Raw genomic sequence first — 20,103 nt, 5'->3', positions numbered from 1 at the left:
GGTACGGGGAGCCCCCGACCGGACGCCGGACGCCGGGCGGGCGTTCACTCGCAGCCGTGCCGCCAGTTCCAGCCGACGAACGTGTGCTTCAGCTCGACGTCGAACGTGCACTGGGCCGTCCCGTCGGCGCCGAGCCGGACCGAGGAGCGGTGGCTGTTGGCGTACCAGTCACCGGTCACGTCGAAGATGCCCTTGTACGTGAAGGACGCCTCCGCCACGGCGTTGACGGCCGTGCAGTCGGTCGTGCAGTCCTGGCTGTCCGTGGCGGACGCGAGCGACCAGCCGGCGTCCCACGGCTCACGGTTGAAGCCCTGGGTGGCGCTGGTGGCGGCGGTGGTGATCCGGCCGTCCGCGACGGTCCAGTCGGACGTGGTGTACAGGCCCGTCATCCGGATGTTGCAGCAGTCGAACTCCTCGTTCCAGCTGCGGACGTGACGCGTCGTCGCCTCGGCGGCCGCGAGGTTGTCCGCCCGGGCGGACCTGGCCGCCACGCGGCGCACCGGGCCGAGGCGCGGTGCGCAGTCCTCGCCGATGGTGACGGTCCGCTCCACGGCCGTCCCGGGCGGCGGCACCGGCAGTGAGCCGGTCAGTCTGACTCCGGCACAGGAACGTGCCGGGCCGGCTCCGTCCGCGGGCGCGGCGGCGGCCGTCCCGCCGAGGAGGGTCAAGGCGCTGACGACGGCCAGCGCGGCGCAGACGAGTCCTCTGTTCAATTCCCCGTTCCCTTCTTCGAGTTCTTCGAAGTGGGAGCGTAGGCGCCGGATCCGTCGCCGAAGCCGACGGCCGGAAAGGTTGGCAGGAAGGTGAAACGGCGGCCGGGCGGTGGCCCCTGGGCCGGTCGTGGCACGTTCCTGTCAGGGCCGTTGGGCCGGGCCGGGGCGCGGTGTCACAGTCGGCGTCGTGCCCTGGACGAGGGAGTCGGCCATGACGATGGGGGACCGGGTCAGTGAACTGACCCTGCTGCGCGAGGAGGTCCTCGGGGGCGTCCCGGCGGCGACCGCGGCGCAGCATGCCAAGGGCAAGCTGACCGCCCGGGAGCGGATCGAGCTGCTGCTCGACCCGGGTTCCTTCCGAGAGGTCGAACAGCTGCGCAGGCACCGCGCCCAGGGCTTCGGCCTGGAGGCGAAGAAGCCGTACACCGACGGTGTGATCACCGGCTGGGGCGCGGTCGAGGGCCGCACGGTGTTCGTGTACGCGCATGATTTCCGGATCTTCGGCGGTGCGCTGGGCGAGGCCCACGCCACGAAGATCCACAAGATCATGGACATGGCCATCGCGGCCGGTGCGCCGCTGGTCTCGCTGAACGACGGCGCGGGTGCCCGTATCCAGGAGGGCGTCTCGGCGCTGGCCGGGTACGGCGGCATCTTCCAGCGCAACACCAGGGCCTCGGGTGTCATCCCGCAGATCTCGGTGATGCTCGGCCCGTGCGCGGGCGGCGCCGCCTACAGTCCGGCCCTGACGGACTTCGTGTTCATGGTCCGTGAGACCTCGCAGATGTTCATCACCGGCCCGGACGTGGTCAAGGCCGTGACGGGTGAGGAGATCACGCAGAACGGCCTGGGCGGCGCGGACGTCCACGCGGAGACCTCCGGTGTCTGCCACTTCGCCTACGACGACGAGGAGACCTGCATCGCCGAGGTGCGCTACCTCCTGTCGATGCTGCCGCAGAACAACCGCGAGAACCCGCCCGCCGTCCTCGCCACGGACCCGCCCGGCCGGCGGTGCGCACGGTTGCTGGACCTGGTCCCGGCGGACGGCAACCGGCCGTACGACATGGCCGAGGTCATCGAGGAGATCGTCGACGACGGCGACTACCTGGAGGTCCACGAGCGCTGGGCGCGGAACATCATCTGCGCGCTGGCCCGGCTCGACGGCCAGGTCGTCGGCATTGTGGCCAACCAGCCGCGGACCCTGGCGGGCGTCCTGGACATCGAGGCCTCCGAGAAGGCGGCCCGCTTCGTCCAGATGTGCGACGCGTTCAGCATTCCCCTCGTCACCCTGGTCGACGTCCCCGGCTTCCTGCCCGGCGTCGGCCAGGAGCACGGCGGAATCATCCGCCACGGCGCGAAGCTGCTGTACGCCTACTGCAACGCGACCGTGCCCCGGATCTCGCTGATCCTGCGCAAGGCGTACGGAGGCGCGTACATCGTCATGGACAGCCAGTCCATCGGCGCCGACCTCACCTACGCCTGGCCCACCAACGAGATCGCCGTGATGGGCGCCGAAGGCGCGGCCAACGTCATCTTCCGGCGGCAGATCGCCGAGGCCGACGACCCCGAGGCCATGCGCGCCCAGTTGGTCAAGGAGTACAAGTCCGAGCTCATGCACCCCTACTACGCCGCCGAGCGCGGCCTGGTGGACGACGTCATCGACCCGGCCGGCACGCGGGGCGCGCTGATCGGCGCGCTGGCCGCGCTCCGCGCCAAGCACGCCGCCCTGCCCGCCCGCAAACACGGCAACCCGCCGGCCTGAAGGAGGGACCGTCATGTCCGCTGTGCCCCCGGTGCCCGACGGACCGCCCCTGCCCACGGTGTTCGAGATCGTGCGCGGGACCCCGTCCGCCGAGGAACTGGCCGCCGTCACCGCGCTGTTCACGGCCCTGGCCGCCGCACGTGAGGTGCGCCGCCCGCCCGTCCGCGGCGCCGGCTGGCCCCGCCCGGAGCTGTTCCCGCCGGCGTCCTGGATGGCCGGCGGACGGCGGGACGTCCGGTAGCCGCCGTGGCCGGAGCCGACGCCGGCGCGCGGCCCCGCCCACGGGGCGGCCGGGCTGCGACGGGGGAGGGCGGAACGGGCTTCCGCGTGCTCGGTCTGGTGTCCGCCGAGAGCGCGGGCCGAACCGTCGCGCTCGACGGCGACAAACAGCGCACTGTCCTGGCCGCCCTGCTGCTGGCCCAGGGCGCGGTGGTGACGGACGAACGGCTCACCGCGCTGCTGTGGGGCTGGCAGCCGCCCACGACGAGCACCAAACAGCTCTACACCTACGTGTCCCGGCTGCGTACCCGGCTCGGTGACGCGGTCCGCCTGGAACGCGGCGGCCGCGGCTACCGGATGGACCCGGGCGAGGCGTTCTTCGACTGGGCAGCCTTCCGCGGCCTGGCCGAGGCGGCCGGCGCCGATCTGCGCGCGGGCCGGCCCGCGGCGGCCGAACGGCGGTACGCCGCCGCCCTCGCGCTGTGGCGCGGTCCGGCGGTGACCGGGGTGACCGAGTGGTTCGCCGAGGCCGAGGCACCGCGGCTGGCCGAGGCCCGGCTCGCCGCGGTGGAGGGGCACGCCGAGGCCGCGCTCGCCCTGGGCGGCCACGCGGAGGTGGTGCCGGCGCTGACCCGCGAGGTGCTTCTGCATCCGCTGCGCGAGCGGCTGCGCGGTCTGCTGATGACGGCTCTGCATCGCTGCGACCGGCGGGCGGACGCCCTCGCGGTCTACGAGTCGGGCCGCCGCCTGCTCGCCGAGGAACTCGGCATCGACCCCGGCCCGGCGCTGCGCGCCCTCCACCAGCGCGTCCTCACCGGCACGCTGTCCGAGGCGTCCGAGGCCGTCGGCGCCGCAGTGGAAGGCTGGGGCGCGACCGGTCCCGGGACCGTCGCCGGGCCGGAGCCGACGCCCGCGCCGGAGGCGCCCCTCCCCTCCGCGTACGCCCAGGACCCCCGAGACCTGCCGCTCGCCGTGCCCCGGCAGGTCCCGGCCGCCCCCGCGGACTTCACCGGGCGGCGCGGGGAGGTCGCGGAGACCGTCGGTGCCCTGCTCGGGCGGCGGGACGTGCTGATCACCGGCGCGCCCGGGAGCGGGAAGTCGGCACTGGCCCGGTACGTCGCCGAACGGTGCCGCGACGCCTTCCCGGACGGTCTGCTCCACGCCGACCTGTGCTCCGCCGCACCCGCCCGCGCCCCGTACGAGATCCTCGGCCGGTTCCTGCGCGCCCTGGGCGTGGCCCCGGCCGGGCTGCCCGAGAACCTCGACGAACGCGTCCAGCTCTACCGGACCCGTACGGCCGGCCGGCGGATGCTGGTCGTCCTCGACGGCGCGGACGACGACGCGCAGGTGCGTCCGCTGCTGCCGGGCGCCGGGGCCAGTCGTACCGTCGTCACGGGCGTTGGCGCGGCGCTGGGGGCACTGGAGGGCCTCAGGCCGGTCCGGCTCGGACCGCTGGCGCCCGCTGACGCGATCCGGCTGCTCGCGGCGGTCGCGGGACCGGAGCGGATCGTGGCGGAGCCCCGGGCGGCCGTGCGCATCGCGGAACTGTGCGACCGCGTCCCGCTCGCCCTGCGGATCGCCGGGGCCCGGCTCGCAGCCCGGCCCCACTGGTCCGTCACGCACCTGGCCGACCGCCTGGAACCCGAGGAACGCAGGCTGGCCGAGCTGCGGTTCGGCGCACTGGACGCGGGAGCGGGTCTGCGGGCCGTGCTGCGCGGGCTTCCCGGCGAACTCCGGGAGACCTTCACCGTGCTCGCGGCGGCGGGACCGCGCCGGTTCACCGCCGCCGACGCGGCCCCGCTCCTGGGCGTACCGGCCGCGGACGCCGAGGAGGCGCTCGCCCGGCTCGCCGACGTACGCCTGCTGGAGGGCCGCCCCGCCGACGCCGGACCGTGGCCGAGCTATCGGGTGGCGGCCCTGGCCCGGCTGCTGGCCGCCGGACACGGCGCGGCGGCGCTCACCGCGGCGTAGCCGGGCGTCGTCACCGGCTCATGCCCGGCGCCGGGTCCGGGCGCCGTACGCCGTGTCCGGACGCCCCGTCGGGCGGGCCGGGTTCAGCCGCAGCCGCCGGCGTGGCCCTCGTCGAAGGTGTACACCTCCGCCTCCTCCGGCGTGCTCCGCCCGGCGACCAGCTCACCCAGCGCCTGCACGTACTCCGTGAGCAGCCTGGCCGAGGGCGTGGTGGCCTCCTGCGGGGGCTCCGCCTCGACAACGGCCCGCTGTTCGATCTCCGTCAGAACCGCGAGCGGATGCCGTACCCGCTCAGTGGCCGCGTGGTTGTCGTACATGGTTCCTCCTCTGCCGCCAACGGGGCCCTGCGGGGCCCGTCGACAGCCTCCACCGGCGAGGGATACGCGAGACCCCGGATTTCTCCGCTCCCCGGTCCAGGTGTCCGCAAGGCCGGATACAGATTCCGTACGGAACTCCGGCCGTTCCCGCCGTCACTGACGGCGTTGCAGCAAGCTGCCATGTCGCTCAGCCGGTGCGCGCCCGCGCCCTAGGGTGGCGCGCGACGATCGAGGGGGCGGTTCGATGACATCCATGGCCGAGGCCGCGTTCAGCGGCGTACCACTCACCCTCCTGGTGGCCGTGACCGCCGCGGTGCTGCTCGTCGCCCTCGCCGTCGGCGTCTCCACGGCCTCGCGCCGGCTCCTCGGGATCCGGGTCGGGGCGCTGCGCATGCTCGGCGCCGGTCTCGTCGGCGTGGCCAGCCTGGTGGTGTACGGGAGGGTGCTGCGCGGCGGTGACGCCGAGCAGGGCGCGCTGTCCACCCTCCAGATCCCGCTGGCCCTGCTGGCCGCGATGGCCACCCTGGTGGTGCTGGAGGTGTTCCTGCCGTACGGCAGTTGGGCCCGGCCGCTCCAGGCGGCGCGCGGGCTGGGCGACCGGGTGCGCAGGGCGCGCCGCTATGTGCAGATCAGCCGGATCCTCGTCGGCAACGGCCTCGGCTGGGTGCTGCGCGGACGCGGCGGCTGGGACCGGGCGATGCGGCCCGGTCCCTTCGGCGAGCAGTCGGCCCGCTCGGCGCGGCTGGCCCTGGAGGAGTGCGGCGGGGCGATGATCAAGCTCGGCCAGGTGCTCTCCACCCGGCGCGACCTGCTGCCGCCCCACTTCATCGACGAGTTCAGCAGGCTGCAGAGCGCAGTGCCGCCCGCGCCCTGGCCGGAGGTCGAGGCGGTGCTGCGCAAGGAGCTGGGGAGGCCCGTCTTCGAGGTCTTCGAGAGCATCGAGCACCGGCCGCTGGCGGCGGCCTCCGTCGCACAGGTGCACCGCGCCCGGCTGCTCGACGGCTCCACGGTCGTTGTCAAGATCCAGCGGCCCGGCGTGCGGGAGACGGTCGAGCGGGACCTGGACATCGTCCTCGCGCTCAGCCGCGGTCTGGAGAGCCGCGTCCGCACCGCCCACGCCTTCGGGCTGCGCGAACTGAGCGACGGGTTCGCGCAGTCGCTGCGCGAGGAGCTGGACTTCCGGATCGAGGCGCGCAACGCGAACGCGGTGATCCGGGCCACCCGGGGGGTCCGCGAGGGCGCCCGGGTGCGCATCCCGCGCGTGTACGAGGAGTACACCTCGGCCCGGGTGCTGGTCCAGGAGTGGCTGGAGGGCGTCACCTTCGACCGGGCCGGAGCGGTCGCCGAGGAGGCCGGACTCGACCGGGCGGCGCTGGCCCGCACCGCGTTCGGCTCGATGCTGCACCAGATCCTGCGGGTGGGCGTCTTCCACGCCGACCCGCACCCGGGAAACCTGCTGCTGCTCGACGACGGGCACATCGGACTGATCGACTTCGGCTCGGTGGGCCGGATCGACCCCTCCGCCCGGCTCGCCATCCGGGAGCTGCTGATCGCCGTCGACCGCGGTGATCCGGCCGGGCTGCACGACGCGCTGCTGGCCCTGCTCGGCACGCGCGCCACCATGCACGAGGACCTGCTGCCCGGTCCGCTGCTGGAACGGGAACTGGGCCGGTTCATGGCCCGGCACCTGGGGGCGGACGCACAGCCGGACACGGAGATGTTCACCGCGCTGTTCCGGATGCTGGCCCGGTTCGGGCTGGCGGTGCCGCCCGAGATCGCGGCCGTCTTCCGGGCGCTGGCCACCATCGAGGGGACCCTCACCCGGCTCGCCCCCGGCTTCAACCTCCTTGAGGAGGCCCGGTCGTTCGCGGTGGGCATGCTCACCGACAGCTGGCCGGAGTTCCTGCGCCGGCCGGGCGCCCCGGCGGCCGACGGGGCGGACGCGGGTGGCTCCGGGGCCGGAGCGGTGCCGTCCCTGCTGCACGGCGCGGCACAGGAGTTGCTGCATGTGCTGCCCATGATGCGCAGGCTGCCCCGCCGGGCCGAGCGGATCAGCGCCTCACTGGAGGAGGGCAGGCTCGGCGTGCGGGTCCGGGTGCTCGCCGACGAGCGGGAGCGCCGCTTCGTCTCCGGGCTGGTCCACCAGGTGACGATCAGTCTGATGGCGGCCTGCACGGGCATGATGGGCGTCATGCTGCTGGTGTTCGGCACCGGAAAGGGTCCGCGGGTGACCCGGCAGCTGGAGCTGTACCCGCTGCTCGGCTACCACGTGCTCGCCTTCAGCGCGATCCTGATGCTCCGGGCGCTGTTCACCGCCATGCGCCGCCCCGAGTGAGCCGGACCGCCGCGCCGAGTGAGCCGGACCGCCGCCCCGAGTGGCCCGCGCCGCCGCCCCGAGTGGCCCGGACCGCCGCCCCGAGTGACCCGGGCCGCCGCCACCAGTGCCCCGGGCCGCCGCCCCGAGTGACCCCGACCCGGCGCGCGCCGGGCCGGCTCAGGGCCGCAGCAGGACCGGCAGTGCCCGGAGCGGGCGCACCACCACGTTCTGCACGTACTCCAGCCGCGCCGGGTCCACCGCGAGCCGGGCCTCGGGGAAGCGTTCGAAGAGCCGGCGCGCGGCGACCTCGGTGATGACCTTCGCCAGGTGTGCGCCGGAGCAGTAGTGGATACCGTGCCCGAAGCTCAGGTGGGCGGGCTTGGGCCGGTCCAGGCCGAGTTCGCCGGGACGGTCGGGGAACTGGCCGGTGTCCCGGTTGGCCGACAGCACGCAGATGACGACGACCTCGCCGGCCGGGATGGTCACCCCGCCCAGCGTCACCGGCTCGGTGGTGACGCGCTGCAGCGCGTTGGTGATGGGGTTCACGTACCGGATCAGCTCGTCCATGGACGCCGTCCAGCGCCCCGGCTCGGACAGGAGCCGGGAGCGTTCGGCGGGGTGCGTGAGCAGGGCCGCGATCACTCCGCCGACCAGGCTCGCGGTGGTGTCGTTGCCGCCCGTCATGAGGGCGAAGCCGGTGGACAGGATCTCGGTGGGGGTCAGCCGCCGCTCCGGGGCGGCGTGGATCAGGGCGGACAGCAGGTCCTCGCCCGGCTCGCGCTCCTTGCGCGCGATCAGCGCGGCCATGAAGTCGGACAGCTCCCGGACGGTGCTCTGCAGCCGTCCGGAGGAGTCGGTGGGGGAGTGCGCGCGCAGCGCGGCCGACCAGCGCAGGAAGTCGGGCCAGCTGTCGGAGGGCACACCCATCAGCTCGGCGATGGTGATGACGGGCAGCGGATCGGCGTACCCGGCGATGAGATCGGCCGGCGCGTCCTCCGGCAGGGCGTCGAGGAGCCGGCCGGCGATCTCCTCCACCCTCGGGCGCAGCGCCTCCGCCCGGCGCGGAGTGAACGCGAAGCTGATCGCCCGGCGCAGCGGGGTGTGGCGCGGCGGCTCCTGGTTGGCGAGGTGGTTGGCCTCCTCGGGCGGCGGCGCCATCGGCCGTCCGGTGCGCTCGGACATCAGGCGGTACTGCACATGGATGTCCCGGCTCAGCCGGGGGTCGGCCAGCGCCGCCTTGGCGTCGTCGTAGCGGGTCACCACCCAGGCCCGGCCGCCGTCCGGGAAGGCCAGCTCGCACACCGGGCTCTCCTGCCGCACGTGTTCGAGGAGCGGGTAGGGGTTCTGGACGAACTCGTTCGTCAGCATCCAGTACTTGGAAAGGGTCCGCGTGGCCGCCATCTTCTGACCTCCGTAGCGCAGCGCGGGCATGCCGCCGGTCCCCGGCACGCTAGGCGCGGCCGGCGGCCGGGCGCAGTGCTGCTTTCAAGAGTTCGATCTGTCCCCCGAGTTGGCCGGCCGCGTGGGCGGACATCTATGCCGTTCGGCAGATGTGGCGCTCACCGGGCCGTTCATAAGGTCCTTTCCGAGCCGGACACGGTGCACAGTGCTCCGGTCATGGACCGTTCTCGAATCGATCCCTGTGGGGAGTGTGAGTCATGACCGCGACCATTTCGGCTTCGACGAAGCGGCAGGTCGCCGCCCGGGCTGTCGGGGTGACGAAACTGTACGGCGAGGGGGAAGCCCAAGTCGCGGCACTGCGCGGCGTGGACGTCGACTTCGCCGCCGGTGAGTTCACCGCCATCATGGGGCCCTCCGGTTCCGGCAAGTCGACCCTGATGCACACGCTGGCGGGCCTGGACACCCCCACCGAGGGTGAGGTCTTCATCGGCGAGGTCAAGGTGAACGACATGACCGACAAGCAGCTGACGCTGCTGCGCCGCAACCAGATCGGCTTCATCTTCCAGCAGTTCAACCTGCTGCCGACGCTCACGGCCGAGGAGAACATCCTGCTGCCGCTGGCGATCGCCGGGCGCAAGCCGTCCCAGGACTGGTTCGACAGGGTCGTCGACACCGTCGGCCTGGCCCCGCGGCTCGGCCACCGGCCCAGCGAGCTGTCCGGCGGCCAGCAGCAGCGCGTCGCCTGCGCGCGGGCGCTGGTCTCCCAGCCGGAGGTCATCTTCGCCGACGAGCCCACCGGCAACCTGGACTCCGCCTCCGGCACCGAAGTCCTGCAGTTCCTGCGGGAGTCGGTCCGCGCCCTCGGGCAGACCATCGTGATGGTCACCCATGACCCGCGGGCCGCCTCCTACGCCGACCGGGTCGTCTTCCTGGCGGACGGCCGGATCGTGGACGAGCTGCGGGAGCCGACCGCGGACGCCGTGCTCGACAAGATGCGTTCCCTCGACGGCCGGGCGCGGGTGGCGTGATGCTGACCGCGACGCTCAAGAGCCTGTTCTCCCGCAAACTGCGCCTGGTCCTGTCCGGCCTGGCGATCGTGCTCGCCGTGATGTTCGTGTCCGGTGCCATGGTCATCAAGGACACCCTCAACCGTTCCATCGACGCCCAGTTCAACGGCGCCTACGACGACATCGACCTCTACGTCCAGCACCGGCCGAAGGTGTCCGCGGGCACCGCCGACGACCCGGCCGCGGTGCCCCCCGTGGCCGCGAACGACATCGCCAAGGCGGCCGACGTCCCCGGCGTGGCCGGAGCGAGCGGCCTGGTGCTGGCCGAGGGCGCCCGTGCCGTGGGCAAGGACGGCAAGATCGTCCCGAGCACCGGAGGTCCCCGCTACGGCGGCAGCTGGCGCGGCGAGAGCGACCTGATCGAGCTGCGCTCGGGCCACGAACCGCGCGCCGCCGGCGAGGTCGTGATCAATGCCGCGCTGGCACAGAAGGCCGGCCTGAAAGTCGGCGACAGCATCGGCGTGCTGACCAACGAGCCCCGGCGCGACTTCACCGTGGCCGGTGTCTTCGGCTACTCCGAGCAGCGGGACTCCGTCGGCGGCGAGCAGACGGTGATCTTCACCGAGCCGGTCGCCCAGCAGCTGATGCTCGGCCGCGCCGGGGAGTTCTCGGGGGTGCGGATCGACCTCGCCTCCGGCGCCTCGGCCACCGAGGTCGCCCAGGACCTCGACCGGCGGTTCGGCGCCGGCTACGACGTGCTGACCGGGCGTGAGCTGGCCGAGAAGGCGTCGGACAAGACCCGGGGCATCCTCGACATGATGAGCATGCTGCTGCTCGGCTTCGCCGCCGTCGCGGTCCTCGTCGGTGTCTTCCTCATCATCAACACCTTCTCCATCATCGTGGCGCAGCGCATGGGCGAACTGGCCCTGCTGCGGGCCCTGGGCGCCAGCCGCCGGCAGATGATCGGCTCCGTGCTCCTGGAGTCCTTCGCGGTGGGCCTGGTCTCCTCGGCCCTGGGGCTGGCCGCCGGTGTCGGCATCGGAGCGCTCGGCTCCGACCTGCTGGCCGGCTCGACCGACGGGCTGAAGGTGGCCTCGCTCGGGGTGCCCGCGTCCGCGGTGGTCACCGCCTTCGCGGTGGGCGTCGTCACCACGATGCTGGCCGCGCTCGCCCCGGCGCTGCGCGCCTCCAAGGTGGCCCCGCTGGCGGTGATCCGCGCCAGCGCCGCCCCGCAGGGACGGCACCGCAAGCAGACCTGGACCGGGGCGGTGCTGCTGGCCCTGGGCGCGCTGCTGCTGGTCCTCGGCAGCACGGGAGCGGGCGGGATCTCCGCGATCCTCCTCGGCGTCCTGCCCGCCTTCGTGGGGGTCGCCCTGCTCACCCCGCTGGTCAGCGGTCCGGCCGTACGGTGGCTCGGGGCGCTGTTCGCCCGGTCGCTGCCCGGCCGGCTCGGACGCGACAACTCGGCCCGCAATCCCCGCCGTACGGCCATCACGGCCTCGGCCATGATGATCGGCGTGGCCCTGGTGACCGCCATCAGCACGGTGGCCGTCTCCTCCGAGGCGAGTGTCACCCGCGACATCAGGCGGGACCTGCGGGCGGACCTCGTGGCCATGGGCGAGGCCGGTTCGGCGAGTTCGGCTTCCATCGACCCGGCCGCGCTCACCCGGATCGCCCAGGAACCGGGGGTCGGCAACGTCGCCGCCGCGGCGATGGACACGGCCACGGTCGGCAAGGACACCCAGTCGGTCGCCTCCTGGCAGGACTGGTCCAAGGCGCGCGAGGTGCTCGGTCTGAAGGGCGCCGACGGCAGCGTGGACACCCTGGCCGCGGGCACCGTGGTGATGAACGAGAGCACCGCCGACAGCCGCGGGCTGAAGGTCGGTGACAGCGTCCGCGTCCAGTTGCAGCGCGGGGAGGCCCATACCTACCGCGTGGCCGGCCTGTTCGCCGACTCCACGCTCGCCAACGCGGTCGTCGTCCCGTGGGCCGACGCGCAGGCCGGGTTCCGCTCCAAGCAGCCCTCCCAGGCGTACTTCGAGCTGGCCGACGGGGCGGACACCGGGCAGGTGCAACCCCGGATCGAGGCCCTGCTGAAGGACAGCCCGGAGGTCACCGTGCAGACCCGCGACGAAGTGATCGACATGTTCAGCGGCGGGTTCGCCATGATGCTCGCCGTCGTCCAGGCCCTGCTGGCCGTGGCCATGCTGATCGCCGTGCTCGGCATCGTCAACACGCTGGCCCTGTCGATCCTGGAGCGCACCCGGGAGATGGGCGCCCTGCGCGCCATCGGTCTCAGCCGCGGCCAGACGATCCGCATGATCATGACCGAGTCGGTGGTTATCTCGCTGTTCGGCGCGGTGCTCGGAGTCGTGGTGGGCGCGGTGCTCGGGCTCGCGGTGGCCCACGGGATGGAGGACCAGGGCGTCACCCGGCTCTCGCTGCCCTGGGGCCAGATGCTGGCCTATCTGATCGGTGCGGCGGTCGTCGGTGTCATCGCCTCGCTCGCCCCCGCCCGGCGCGGCGCCCGGCTGAACGTGCTGGCGGCCATCAGCCGGGGCTGACCGGCCGGGAAAGGGCAGCAGCCGGTCGGTGGGACGAGACCCGAAGGGCGCTTCCGGAAAACCTCCGGGGGCGCCCTTCGCCCATGCCGGAGCAGGCCTTGCAGCTTCCTGCATCTTCCATTGCCCCTGCCAATTCCCCTGGGCTGGTATGGAACCGCCTCTCAACAGTTCCGGCGCCCGAGCGCGGGAGGCAGGTGGATCCGCTGGTATCCACCGGAGAGACAGGGGGAATGATGCACGAGCGGGAGTTCCGTGCCTTTGTGTCCGTCGCCGAGATCGGGCGTATGGACCAGGCCGCGAGAGTACTCGGATATTCGCAGCCGGCCATCAGCTATCAGATCAAATGTCTGGAGCAGGTGCTGGGGATCAAACTCTTCACCCGAGATTCCACCGGGGCGAGACTCACCCGGGAGGGCCGCATGATATTGCCCTCCGCCCGCGCCGTACTCGCCCTGATCGACAGCATGAAGGACGTCTGTGCCCCGTCCTGACCCCGCGGCCCCGGCCCGGCCGCCCCGGGGCGACCGGCACCGCCGGCAACGGCCTGCCGGGCTCCTCACTCCATCAGGCCGTTGCCCCACACCCAGGCGGCGATGCCGACGCGGTTACGGGCGTCCAGCTTGCGCTGCACGTTGGCGATGTGCGTCTTCACCGTGCCGGCGGAGATGAACAACTGCGCCCCGATCTCGGCATTGGTCAGCCCCTTGGCGACCAGCCGCGCGATCTCCGTCTCACGCTCCGTCAGCGCCTCCGCCGGCTGGACGGGCCGGGGCCGCGCGGCCTGCTGCGCGTGCCGCAGCAGACTGACCGTCAGCGACGGGCTGATCAGGGTGTCACCGGCCATCGCGGCCCGGACCGCCTCCACCAGCAGCGCCGGCCCCGACCGCTTCAGCAGGAAGCCGCAGGCGCCGTTGCCCAGCGCGGTGTGGACGTACTCGTCGAGCCCGAACGTCGTCACCACGACCACGCGCACCGGGTCCACGGCCTCCGGTCCGGCGAGCCGCCGGGTCAGCTCCAGGCCGTCCATGCGCGGCATGCGGATGTCGGCGAGCAGCACATCGGGCTGGAGCACCTGAGCCAGTTCGAAGGCCTGCCGGCCGTCCGAGGCCTCGCCCACCACCTCCATGTCCGGCTGGGAGTCCAGGATCAGCCGGAATCCGATGCGCACGGACTCCTGGTCGTCGGCGAGAAGGATGCGAATGGTCACGCAGAGCACGGTAGTTGGCCGGTCAGCCGGTCGGCCACCGGGACCGTATTCAAAGATTCTCTGCGGACTTCGGTGCCGATCCGGCCGCTGACAGCATCGGGAACAGTCGCCGCGCCGGTGCCGCCGCGCGCTGCGTCTCCCCTCTCTTTCCCCCGCGATTTCCCCTCTTTGGAGTGGTGACTGGGCATGGCTCGCACCAGAAGACTCGGATGGACCGCCGCGGCCGCGGCGACGGTTCTCTCCTTCACCCTGCTGGGCCCGCTGGGTCCGCTGGGCCCGGCGGCCTCCGAGGCCGCGGCACAGGGCGACGCGACGCGGGTGCCGTACCTGGCCGCTCCGGCGGGCGCACCCGTGCCCGCGGGCTGGCCGCAGGGCCGGTTCGACTCCGCCACCGACCGCGCCGACGGTCCGACGGCCGCCGCGGCGCAGCCCGCGGGAGGGGCGGTGCTCACCACCGTCCGGCCCTGGCTGCGCGCCACGGCCCGGCCCGGTGCGGCGGCCTACGAGTTCGTCCTGTCCACCGGAGACAGCCCGCGCACCGGCCAGGTCACCTCGTCGGGCTGGATCACGGCCCCCCGGTGGCAGGTTCCTGCCGGACTGCTCAAGGACGGCGGCCGCTACACCTGGACGGTGCGCGTCAAGGACCGCAGCGGCCGGTCCGGTCAGGACGCGGCGGCGCGCTCCTTCACCGTCGACCAGCGGCTCGGCGCGCAGCAGGCCGACGGCCCCGTCCCCACGGACACCCTCGGCCCGGTCACCGTCAACCTCGCCACCGGCAACGTCACCGCCTCCGTCAACACCCCGCAGGTATCCACCGGTTCGGGGACGCTGGGAGCCACCTTCCGGTACGACGCGCAGGCCGCGGGCACGGTGTCCGGGCTGACCGGCTCGTACTACCCGGGCGACTCCGCCACCGGCATCGGCGCCGAGGAGAAGGCCGCCGCCGTACGCACCGACGCCCGCGTCGACTTCCGCTGGGGCGACCGGGCACCGTATCCGCGGGCCGAGCCCGACGCGGCCTTCCGGGTGCGCTGGACCGGCCGGATCGCCGTGCCCGCCGACGGCAGCTACCGCTTCGGCGGCAGCCATGACGGCGGGCTGCGCATCCGGATCGACGGCCGTACGGTGCTGGACGACTGGAAGGGTACGAAGGCGGGCGACGGCCCCGCGTTCGGCACCGCCGTACCGCTGCGGGCCGGGCGGACCCACACCGTCACCGTCGACTACCGCCGCACCGGCGAGGGCGGGCAGGTCGCGCTGTGGGCGGCCGGCGCCGGGCGCACCGTCCCCGTACCCGCCTCCTGGCTGCGGCCGTCGGACGCGGTGCTGCCGCCCGGCTGGAGCGTGACCCCGGCCGCGTCGGGCCCGGACTCCGCGTCCGCCGCCAACGCGCCCACGTCGGCGGCCCCGGCCGTCGGGCAGGGCCCGGACTCCGCGTCCGCTGCCAACGCGCCCACGCCCGCGGCCCCCGCCCCGGCCGTCGGGCAGGGCACGGACTCCGCCTCCGGTGCCTCCTCCCGTCCCGAGGGCGCCCGCGAGCAGCGCGGTCACGCCGAACGCCGCACCGCCGCCGCGACCGCGGAGGGCCAGAGCGCGGGCGTCGCCGCGGCCGAGGACGAGGGGCTGGTCTTCGCCTACGCGGGCGACGACGAGTGCGCCGACCGCCGGGCTCCCGCCGGCCACGTGTGCGCCGTGCGGGTGCCGGGCGCCGGTCTGACCCAGCTGCACTACCGCGAGGGCAAGCTGGTCCGCTTCGTCAACCCGGGCGGCGAGACCACCGACTTCGGCTACACGGCCGACCACCGGCTCACCGCGGTCAGGCCCCCGCTCGTCATGGACTGGATCGCGGCCGGCAGCGGCCGCGACACCGCCGCCGCCCAGTACCGCGTCGACTACCGGGACGACAGCGCCACGGCCGCCCGGGTCACCGGACCCGACCCGGCGGGCACCGACGCGGGCTCGGCACGGCGGCCCGAGCACTCCTACACCGTGACCGCCGCCAGGACGAGGCTGCGGGTGGCCGGCGTGGACGCCCCGCACGGCTGGACCCGCGAGGTCGCCTTCGACGACGCCGGGCGGCTCGCCGCCGACACCGACGGCACCGGCCGCACCACGCGCTTCACCTGGACCGCCGACGGCCGGCCGCTGACCCGGACCGACCCGGCGGGGCGGATGACGACCACCGTCTACGACGAGTCCGGCATGCCGACGGGGTCCTACGGTCCCGGCCCGGCCGACTGCTTCGGCGCCGACCTGCGCCCGGTCACCCCCGCCCCCCGGGACTGCGCCCGGGTCCCGGCCCAGACCACCTCGTACACGCCCACCGCCATCACCACCGTGCGCGCCGACTCCGACGGCGTGCCCGCCCTGACCACCCGCACGGGACTGAACGAACTGGGGCTGCCCGCCGAGGTCGTGACCGACCCCGACGGCCTCGCCCTGACCACCTCCTACGCCTACGACGAGGCGTTCCGCCCCAGCACCGAGACCAGCCCGGCCGGGACCCGCAAGACCTTCGGCTACTACGGGGCCGACGAGAGCGCCGACAACCCCTGCACCCCGGAGAACGACCCGGCGCCCCAGCGCGGACTGCCGAAGTCCGTGGCGCTGCCCGCCGGGGAGGACGGCTCGGCGCGCGTCGAGAAGTTCGTCTACACCGCGCGCGGACTGCCCGCCGCCGTGAACTTCGGCGGGCCCGACTGGACCTGCGTCCGCTACGACGCCCGCGGCCGTATCACCACCATGTCCATGCCGGGCAACGCCAGCCTGCCCGCGTGGACCGTCAGCTACGACAGCGCCCACGGCGGCGACCCCCTGACGCTGCGGGCGAGCCAGCACGACCACTCCATGACCAGCACCGTCGACCTGCTGGGCCGCACCGTGAGCTACACCGACGGCCAGGGCACCGTGACCCGCACGAGCTACGACCGCGCCGGCCGGGTGGTGCTGCAACGGGTGAGCCCGCCCTCCTCCGCCGACGCCCCGCAGATCCAGAAGACCCACTACGACGCCGCCGGACGCGTCCTGGACGTCGTCCTCGACGGGCGCCGGCTGGCCTCGGCCGCCTACGACGCCGCGGGCGCCCTCAAGGACGTGCGCTACGCCAACGGCACCCGGCTCGTGGTGCGACGCGACCCGGCGGGCCGGATCACCGGCAAGGACTGGACCCTCGCCGACGGCACGGAGCACTCGGCCCGGGTGACACGCTCGCGGTCGGGCACCGTCGTCGACGAGTCCGTGGCCGGCGCCGACGCCCGCCCGGACGGACCCGACTTCGCCTACGACGCGGCCGGCCGGCTGGTACGTGCCTTCGTCACCGGCCACGAGTACGTCCGCGACTTCACCACCGACCTGCCCCCCGGCTGCCCGTCCGGCACCCGCCCCGGCGCCGGCGCGAACGGCGACGTGATCCGGCTGACGGACCGCACCGCCAAGGGCACCACGGTCACCGGCTACTGCTACGACGCCGCCGACCGGCTCCTGGCCACCACGGGCGACCACCCCCTGACCGGCGCCTCGTACGCCCTCAACGGCCACCTCACCGGCTACGAGCAGGACGGCCTGCGGGTGACCCAGCGTCAGGACGCCGCCGAGCGCTACCTCGGCTCCGCCGTCACCGGCCCCGACGCCGCCGACGTGCGCTACACCAAGGACATCGCCGACCACCTCATGGCCCGCACGGCGACCACCGCCCGGGGCACCGAGACGATCCGGTACGGCCACACCGACATCGCCGAGGCGAGCCCCGACCTCGTGCTCGACTCCCGCAAGCGGCTGCTGGCCCGGGTGATCGGGCTGCCCGGCGGCGTGGTGCTCACCGTCGACGCCCACGCCGAGGGCGCGGCCCGCACCACCTGGAGCCACCCGACGGTCCGCGGCGACATCTTCCTCCTCGTCGGCGACGACGGGCGCCGGCGCGGCGACCACTACCGGTACGGCCTGTACGGCGAGCCGCTCCGGGCGGACGGGACCGTCGACCCGCGGCACGTGCCCGACAACCTGCCCGGCGACTTCGACTACGGCTGGCTCGGCCGCCACCAGGCCGGCACCGAGCACCAGGGCGCCCTCTACAGCGTCGTGCTCGACACCCGGGTCCTGAACCCGTCCTTCGGACGGTTCTCCGCCCCCGTGTCGGCCGGCCCCTTCCTGAACCCCTACGAGTACGCGGCCGGTGACCCGGTCAACCACACGAGCATCGACGGCTACAGCCTGGATGTGGAGAAGGAATGATGACGACGCCATTCACCGACGCCGACACCGAGCTGGCCGAGCACCACGGCACCCAGCTGCTGCGGGTCGTACCGGACACCACGGACCACCGCGCCTGGTTCTCCGCCAACGCCGGGGCGCTGCGTGCGGCGATGTACGAGCACGCCGCCGTCATGGTCAAGGCGAGCGGTCTCACCGACGACGCCGAACTCGCCATGATCGCCGAGGAGATCGGCGGCCGAACGCTGGAGTACAACGAGCGCTCCACCCCGCGCAGCAGGGTCACCGGGAAGGTGTACACCTCCACCGAGTACCCGCAGGACCAGACGATCCCGCAGCACAACGAGAGCGCCTACTCCCGCAACTGGCCGCACAACGTCTTCTTCTACTGCGCGCGCGCCGCCGAGACCGGCGGCGAGACACCGGTGGCCGACAGCGCGGCCGTGCTCCGGGCGCTCCCGGCCGACCTGGTCCGCCGGTTCGAGGACAAGGACGGCGTGCTGTACACCCGCACCTACCGCACCGGTATGGGCCTGTCCTGGCAGGAGGGCTTCCAGAGCGACGACAAGGGCTACGTGGAGAGCTACTGCGCGGACCACGGCATCGAGACCGCGTGGGACGGCGACGTGCTGCGCACCCGGCAGCGGCGCCCCGCGGTCATGATGCACCCGGTCACCGGCCGCAAGGTGTGGTTCAACCAGGCGCACCTGTTCCATGTGCACGCGCTGCCCGAGGCGGTGCGCGAGGGGCTGCTGGAGATCTGCGGCGAGGACGGGCTGCCCCGCAACGCGTACTACGGCGACGGCACGCCCATCACCGCCGACGAGATCGCGACCATCCGCGGCGTCTACGACGAGCGGACGCTCGCCGAGCCCTGGCGCACCGGGGACGTGCTGATGATCGACAACATCCTCACCTCGCACGGCCGGCGCCCCTTCACCGGCGAGCGCAAGGTCGTGGTGGCCATGACCCAGCGCGAGGCGGCATGACCGCCGCGCCGCCCGCCGCACCCCCCGCCGTCGATCTCACCGACCCGGGCACCTTCCTCGCCGGCCGGGACGAACTGACCGCGCTGTGGCGGACGTTCCGCACCGGCCACCCGGTCCACTGGCACCCCGTGCGGGACCGCGCCGTGCCCGGGTTCTGGGTGCTCTCCCGCTACCGCGACGTGCTGGAGGTCTACCGTGACAACAAGCGGTTCACCTCCGAGCGGGGCAACGTCCTCGCCACCCTCCTGGAGGGCGGCGACTCGGCCGCCGGGCGCATGCTGGCCGTCACCGACGGACGGCGCCACCGGGACCTGCGCAACGTCCTGCTCAAGGCGTTCGCGCCGCGCGTGCTGGAACCCGTCGTGGACGGGGTGCGCCGGCGGGCGGACCGGCTGGTGCGCGAGGCGGTGGCCCGGGGCGACTGCGACTTCGCGCAGGACGTCGCCGAGCACATCCCGATGGCCACCGTCGCCGATCTGCTCGGCGTGCCCGCCGCCGACCGGGACTACCTGCTCTCCCTGACCAAACAGGCCCTCAGCTCCGAGGAGGAGGGACAGGCGGAGGAGGAGGCGCTCGTCGCGCGCAACGAACTGCTGCTCTACTTCAGCGATCTGGCGGCCGAGCGGCGCGACGACCCGCGTGACGACGTGGTGAGCGTGCTCGCCGCCGCCACGATCGACGGCGAGCCACTGACCGAGCAGGAGATCGTCTTCAACTGCTACAGCGTCATCATCGGCGGCGACGAGACCAGCCGGCTCTCCATGATCGGAGCGATGGACGAGCTGATCCGCCACCCGGACCAGTGGCGGCGGCTCAAGGACGGCGACGTCACGGTGGAGAGCGCCGTCGAGGAGGTGCTGCGCTGGGTCACCCCCGCCATGCACTTCGGCCGCCGCGCCCTGACCGACGTGGAGATCGGGGGCCGGACGATCCGGGCCAAAGACGTGGTCACGCTCTGGAACGTCTCCGCCAACCACGACGAGGAGATCTTCGACACCCCCGAGGTCTTCGACCTGGGCCGCACGTCGAACAAGCACGTGTCCTTCGGCTACGGGCCGCACTTCTGCCTCGGCGCCTACCTGGGCCGCGCGGAGATCAACGGTCTGCTGACCGCGCTGCGCACCCATGTGGCGGAGGCGGTCCCGACCGCCCCGGCGCGGCCCATCCACTCCAACTTCCTGCACGGGTACAGCTCCTTGCCCGTCTCCCTGCGCCCGGCCCGGTAGCCCCCCGACCACCGGTCCGAGCGCCCCGGACGCCCCGTCCCGCCTTTCGCGGACGGGGCGTCCGGCATTGTCGGCGACAAGGCTGCTCCGCGTGGAAAGAAGCGCGCGCACGGCCGACCTGGCCGTCTGTACAGCGCGATGAGCATTTTTCGATATGGCCCCTCGGGCGCATCGAAGTTTTCCATGAGTCCGCGGGCCTGCGGA

The 20,103-nt window shown here is 73.5% G+C and carries 14 protein-coding genes; 10 read left to right on the top strand and 4 right to left on the bottom strand.

The window, feature by feature from the left end; translation table 11 throughout:
• Nucleotides 1–44: 44 nt before the first annotated feature.
• Nucleotides 45–713 (bottom strand): hypothetical protein, encoded by a 669-nt coding sequence (locus ACZ7L7_RS17570; protein WP_285513360.1) that lies wholly within the window; start codon nucleotides 711–713, stop codon nucleotides 45–47.
• Between the two features lie 217 nt (nucleotides 714–930).
• Here ACZ7L7_RS17570 and ACZ7L7_RS17565 point away from each other — a divergent pair, with 217 nt between their 5' ends.
• The 3 genes from ACZ7L7_RS17565 (at nucleotide 931) to ACZ7L7_RS17555 (ending at nucleotide 4,662) form a co-directional block, all read left to right on the top strand.
• Nucleotides 931–2,472 carry an acyl-CoA carboxylase subunit beta gene (locus ACZ7L7_RS17565; protein WP_285513551.1) on the top strand — a complete coding sequence of 514 codons (1,542 nt, stop codon included), beginning with the start codon at nucleotides 931–933 and terminating at the stop codon, nucleotides 2,470–2,472.
• 13 nt (nucleotides 2,473–2,485) lie between these two features.
• A complete protein-coding gene (locus ACZ7L7_RS17560; protein ID WP_285513361.1) occupies nucleotides 2,486–2,713 on the top strand; it encodes an acyl-CoA carboxylase epsilon subunit in 228 nt (75 codons plus the stop codon).
• Nucleotides 2,714–2,799: 86 nt separating this feature from the next.
• Nucleotides 2,800–4,662 (top strand): AfsR/SARP family transcriptional regulator, encoded by a 1,863-nt coding sequence (locus ACZ7L7_RS17555; protein WP_472076380.1) that lies wholly within the window; start codon nucleotides 2,800–2,802, stop codon nucleotides 4,660–4,662.
• Nucleotides 4,663–4,745: 83 nt separating this feature from the next.
• Here the strand turns inward: ACZ7L7_RS17555 and ACZ7L7_RS17550 are convergent, their stop codons facing one another.
• Nucleotides 4,746–4,979 (bottom strand): DUF6269 family protein, encoded by a 234-nt coding sequence (locus ACZ7L7_RS17550; protein WP_285513363.1) that lies wholly within the window; start codon nucleotides 4,977–4,979, stop codon nucleotides 4,746–4,748.
• A gap of 244 nt (nucleotides 4,980–5,223) precedes the next feature.
• Here ACZ7L7_RS17550 and ACZ7L7_RS17545 point away from each other — a divergent pair, with 244 nt between their 5' ends.
• Nucleotides 5,224–7,314 carry an ABC1 kinase family protein gene (locus ACZ7L7_RS17545; protein ID WP_472076378.1) on the top strand — a complete coding sequence of 697 codons (2,091 nt, stop codon included), beginning with the start codon at nucleotides 5,224–5,226 and terminating at the stop codon, nucleotides 7,312–7,314.
• A gap of 159 nt (nucleotides 7,315–7,473) precedes the next feature.
• Here ACZ7L7_RS17545 and ACZ7L7_RS17540 read toward each other — a convergent pair whose 3' ends face one another.
• Nucleotides 7,474–8,727, bottom strand: coding sequence for a cytochrome P450 family protein (locus tag ACZ7L7_RS17540; protein WP_285513365.1), 1,254 nt, complete (start codon nucleotides 8,725–8,727; stop codon nucleotides 7,474–7,476).
• Between the two features lie 227 nt (nucleotides 8,728–8,954).
• On the opposite strand from ACZ7L7_RS17540, the gene ACZ7L7_RS17535 reads away from it, so the two are divergent.
• From ACZ7L7_RS17535 to ACZ7L7_RS17525, 3 genes are all read left to right on the top strand, one after another.
• Nucleotides 8,955–9,725: an ABC transporter ATP-binding protein gene (locus tag ACZ7L7_RS17535; protein ID WP_285513366.1), complete on the top strand. Its 771-nt coding sequence runs from the start codon at nucleotides 8,955–8,957 to the stop codon at nucleotides 9,723–9,725.
• The gene (locus ACZ7L7_RS17530; protein WP_472076375.1) at nucleotides 9,725–12,268 is read left to right on the top strand and encodes an ABC transporter permease; all 2,544 of its coding nucleotides are present in this window, start codon (nucleotides 9,725–9,727) and stop codon (nucleotides 12,266–12,268) included. The genes ACZ7L7_RS17535 and ACZ7L7_RS17530 overlap by 1 nt, the downstream gene beginning before the upstream one ends.
• A 194-nt stretch (nucleotides 12,269–12,462) precedes the next feature.
• The gene (locus ACZ7L7_RS17525; protein ID WP_285513368.1) at nucleotides 12,463–12,759 is read left to right on the top strand and encodes a LysR family transcriptional regulator; all 297 of its coding nucleotides are present in this window, start codon (nucleotides 12,463–12,465) and stop codon (nucleotides 12,757–12,759) included.
• A gap of 65 nt (nucleotides 12,760–12,824) precedes the next feature.
• On the opposite strand, the gene ACZ7L7_RS17520 is transcribed toward ACZ7L7_RS17525, so the two are convergent.
• Nucleotides 12,825–13,475 (bottom strand): response regulator, encoded by a 651-nt coding sequence (locus tag ACZ7L7_RS17520; protein ID WP_285513369.1) that lies wholly within the window; start codon nucleotides 13,473–13,475, stop codon nucleotides 12,825–12,827.
• Nucleotides 13,476–13,661: 186 nt separating this feature from the next.
• On the opposite strand from ACZ7L7_RS17520, the gene ACZ7L7_RS17515 reads away from it, so the two are divergent.
• The 3 genes from ACZ7L7_RS17515 to ACZ7L7_RS17505 are packed head-to-tail and all read left to right on the top strand — an operon-like array spanning nucleotide 13,662 to nucleotide 19,899.
• Nucleotides 13,662–17,705 (top strand): PA14 domain-containing protein, encoded by a 4,044-nt coding sequence (locus ACZ7L7_RS17515; protein ID WP_472076373.1) that lies wholly within the window; start codon nucleotides 13,662–13,664, stop codon nucleotides 17,703–17,705.
• Nucleotides 17,702–18,673 (top strand): TauD/TfdA family dioxygenase, encoded by a 972-nt coding sequence (locus tag ACZ7L7_RS17510; protein WP_472076371.1) that lies wholly within the window; start codon nucleotides 17,702–17,704, stop codon nucleotides 18,671–18,673. The genes ACZ7L7_RS17515 and ACZ7L7_RS17510 overlap by 4 nt, the downstream gene beginning before the upstream one ends.
• The gene (locus ACZ7L7_RS17505; protein ID WP_471429480.1) at nucleotides 18,670–19,899 is read left to right on the top strand and encodes a cytochrome P450; all 1,230 of its coding nucleotides are present in this window, start codon (nucleotides 18,670–18,672) and stop codon (nucleotides 19,897–19,899) included. The genes ACZ7L7_RS17510 and ACZ7L7_RS17505 overlap by 4 nt, the downstream gene beginning before the upstream one ends.
• Nucleotides 19,900–20,103: the final 204 nt, after the last annotated feature.

The sequence above is a fragment of the Streptomyces sp. NPDC110618 genome (assembly GCF_055657065.1).
Note: the sequence above shows the minus strand (reverse complement) of the source record. Positions and strands in the feature narration are given on the sequence as shown.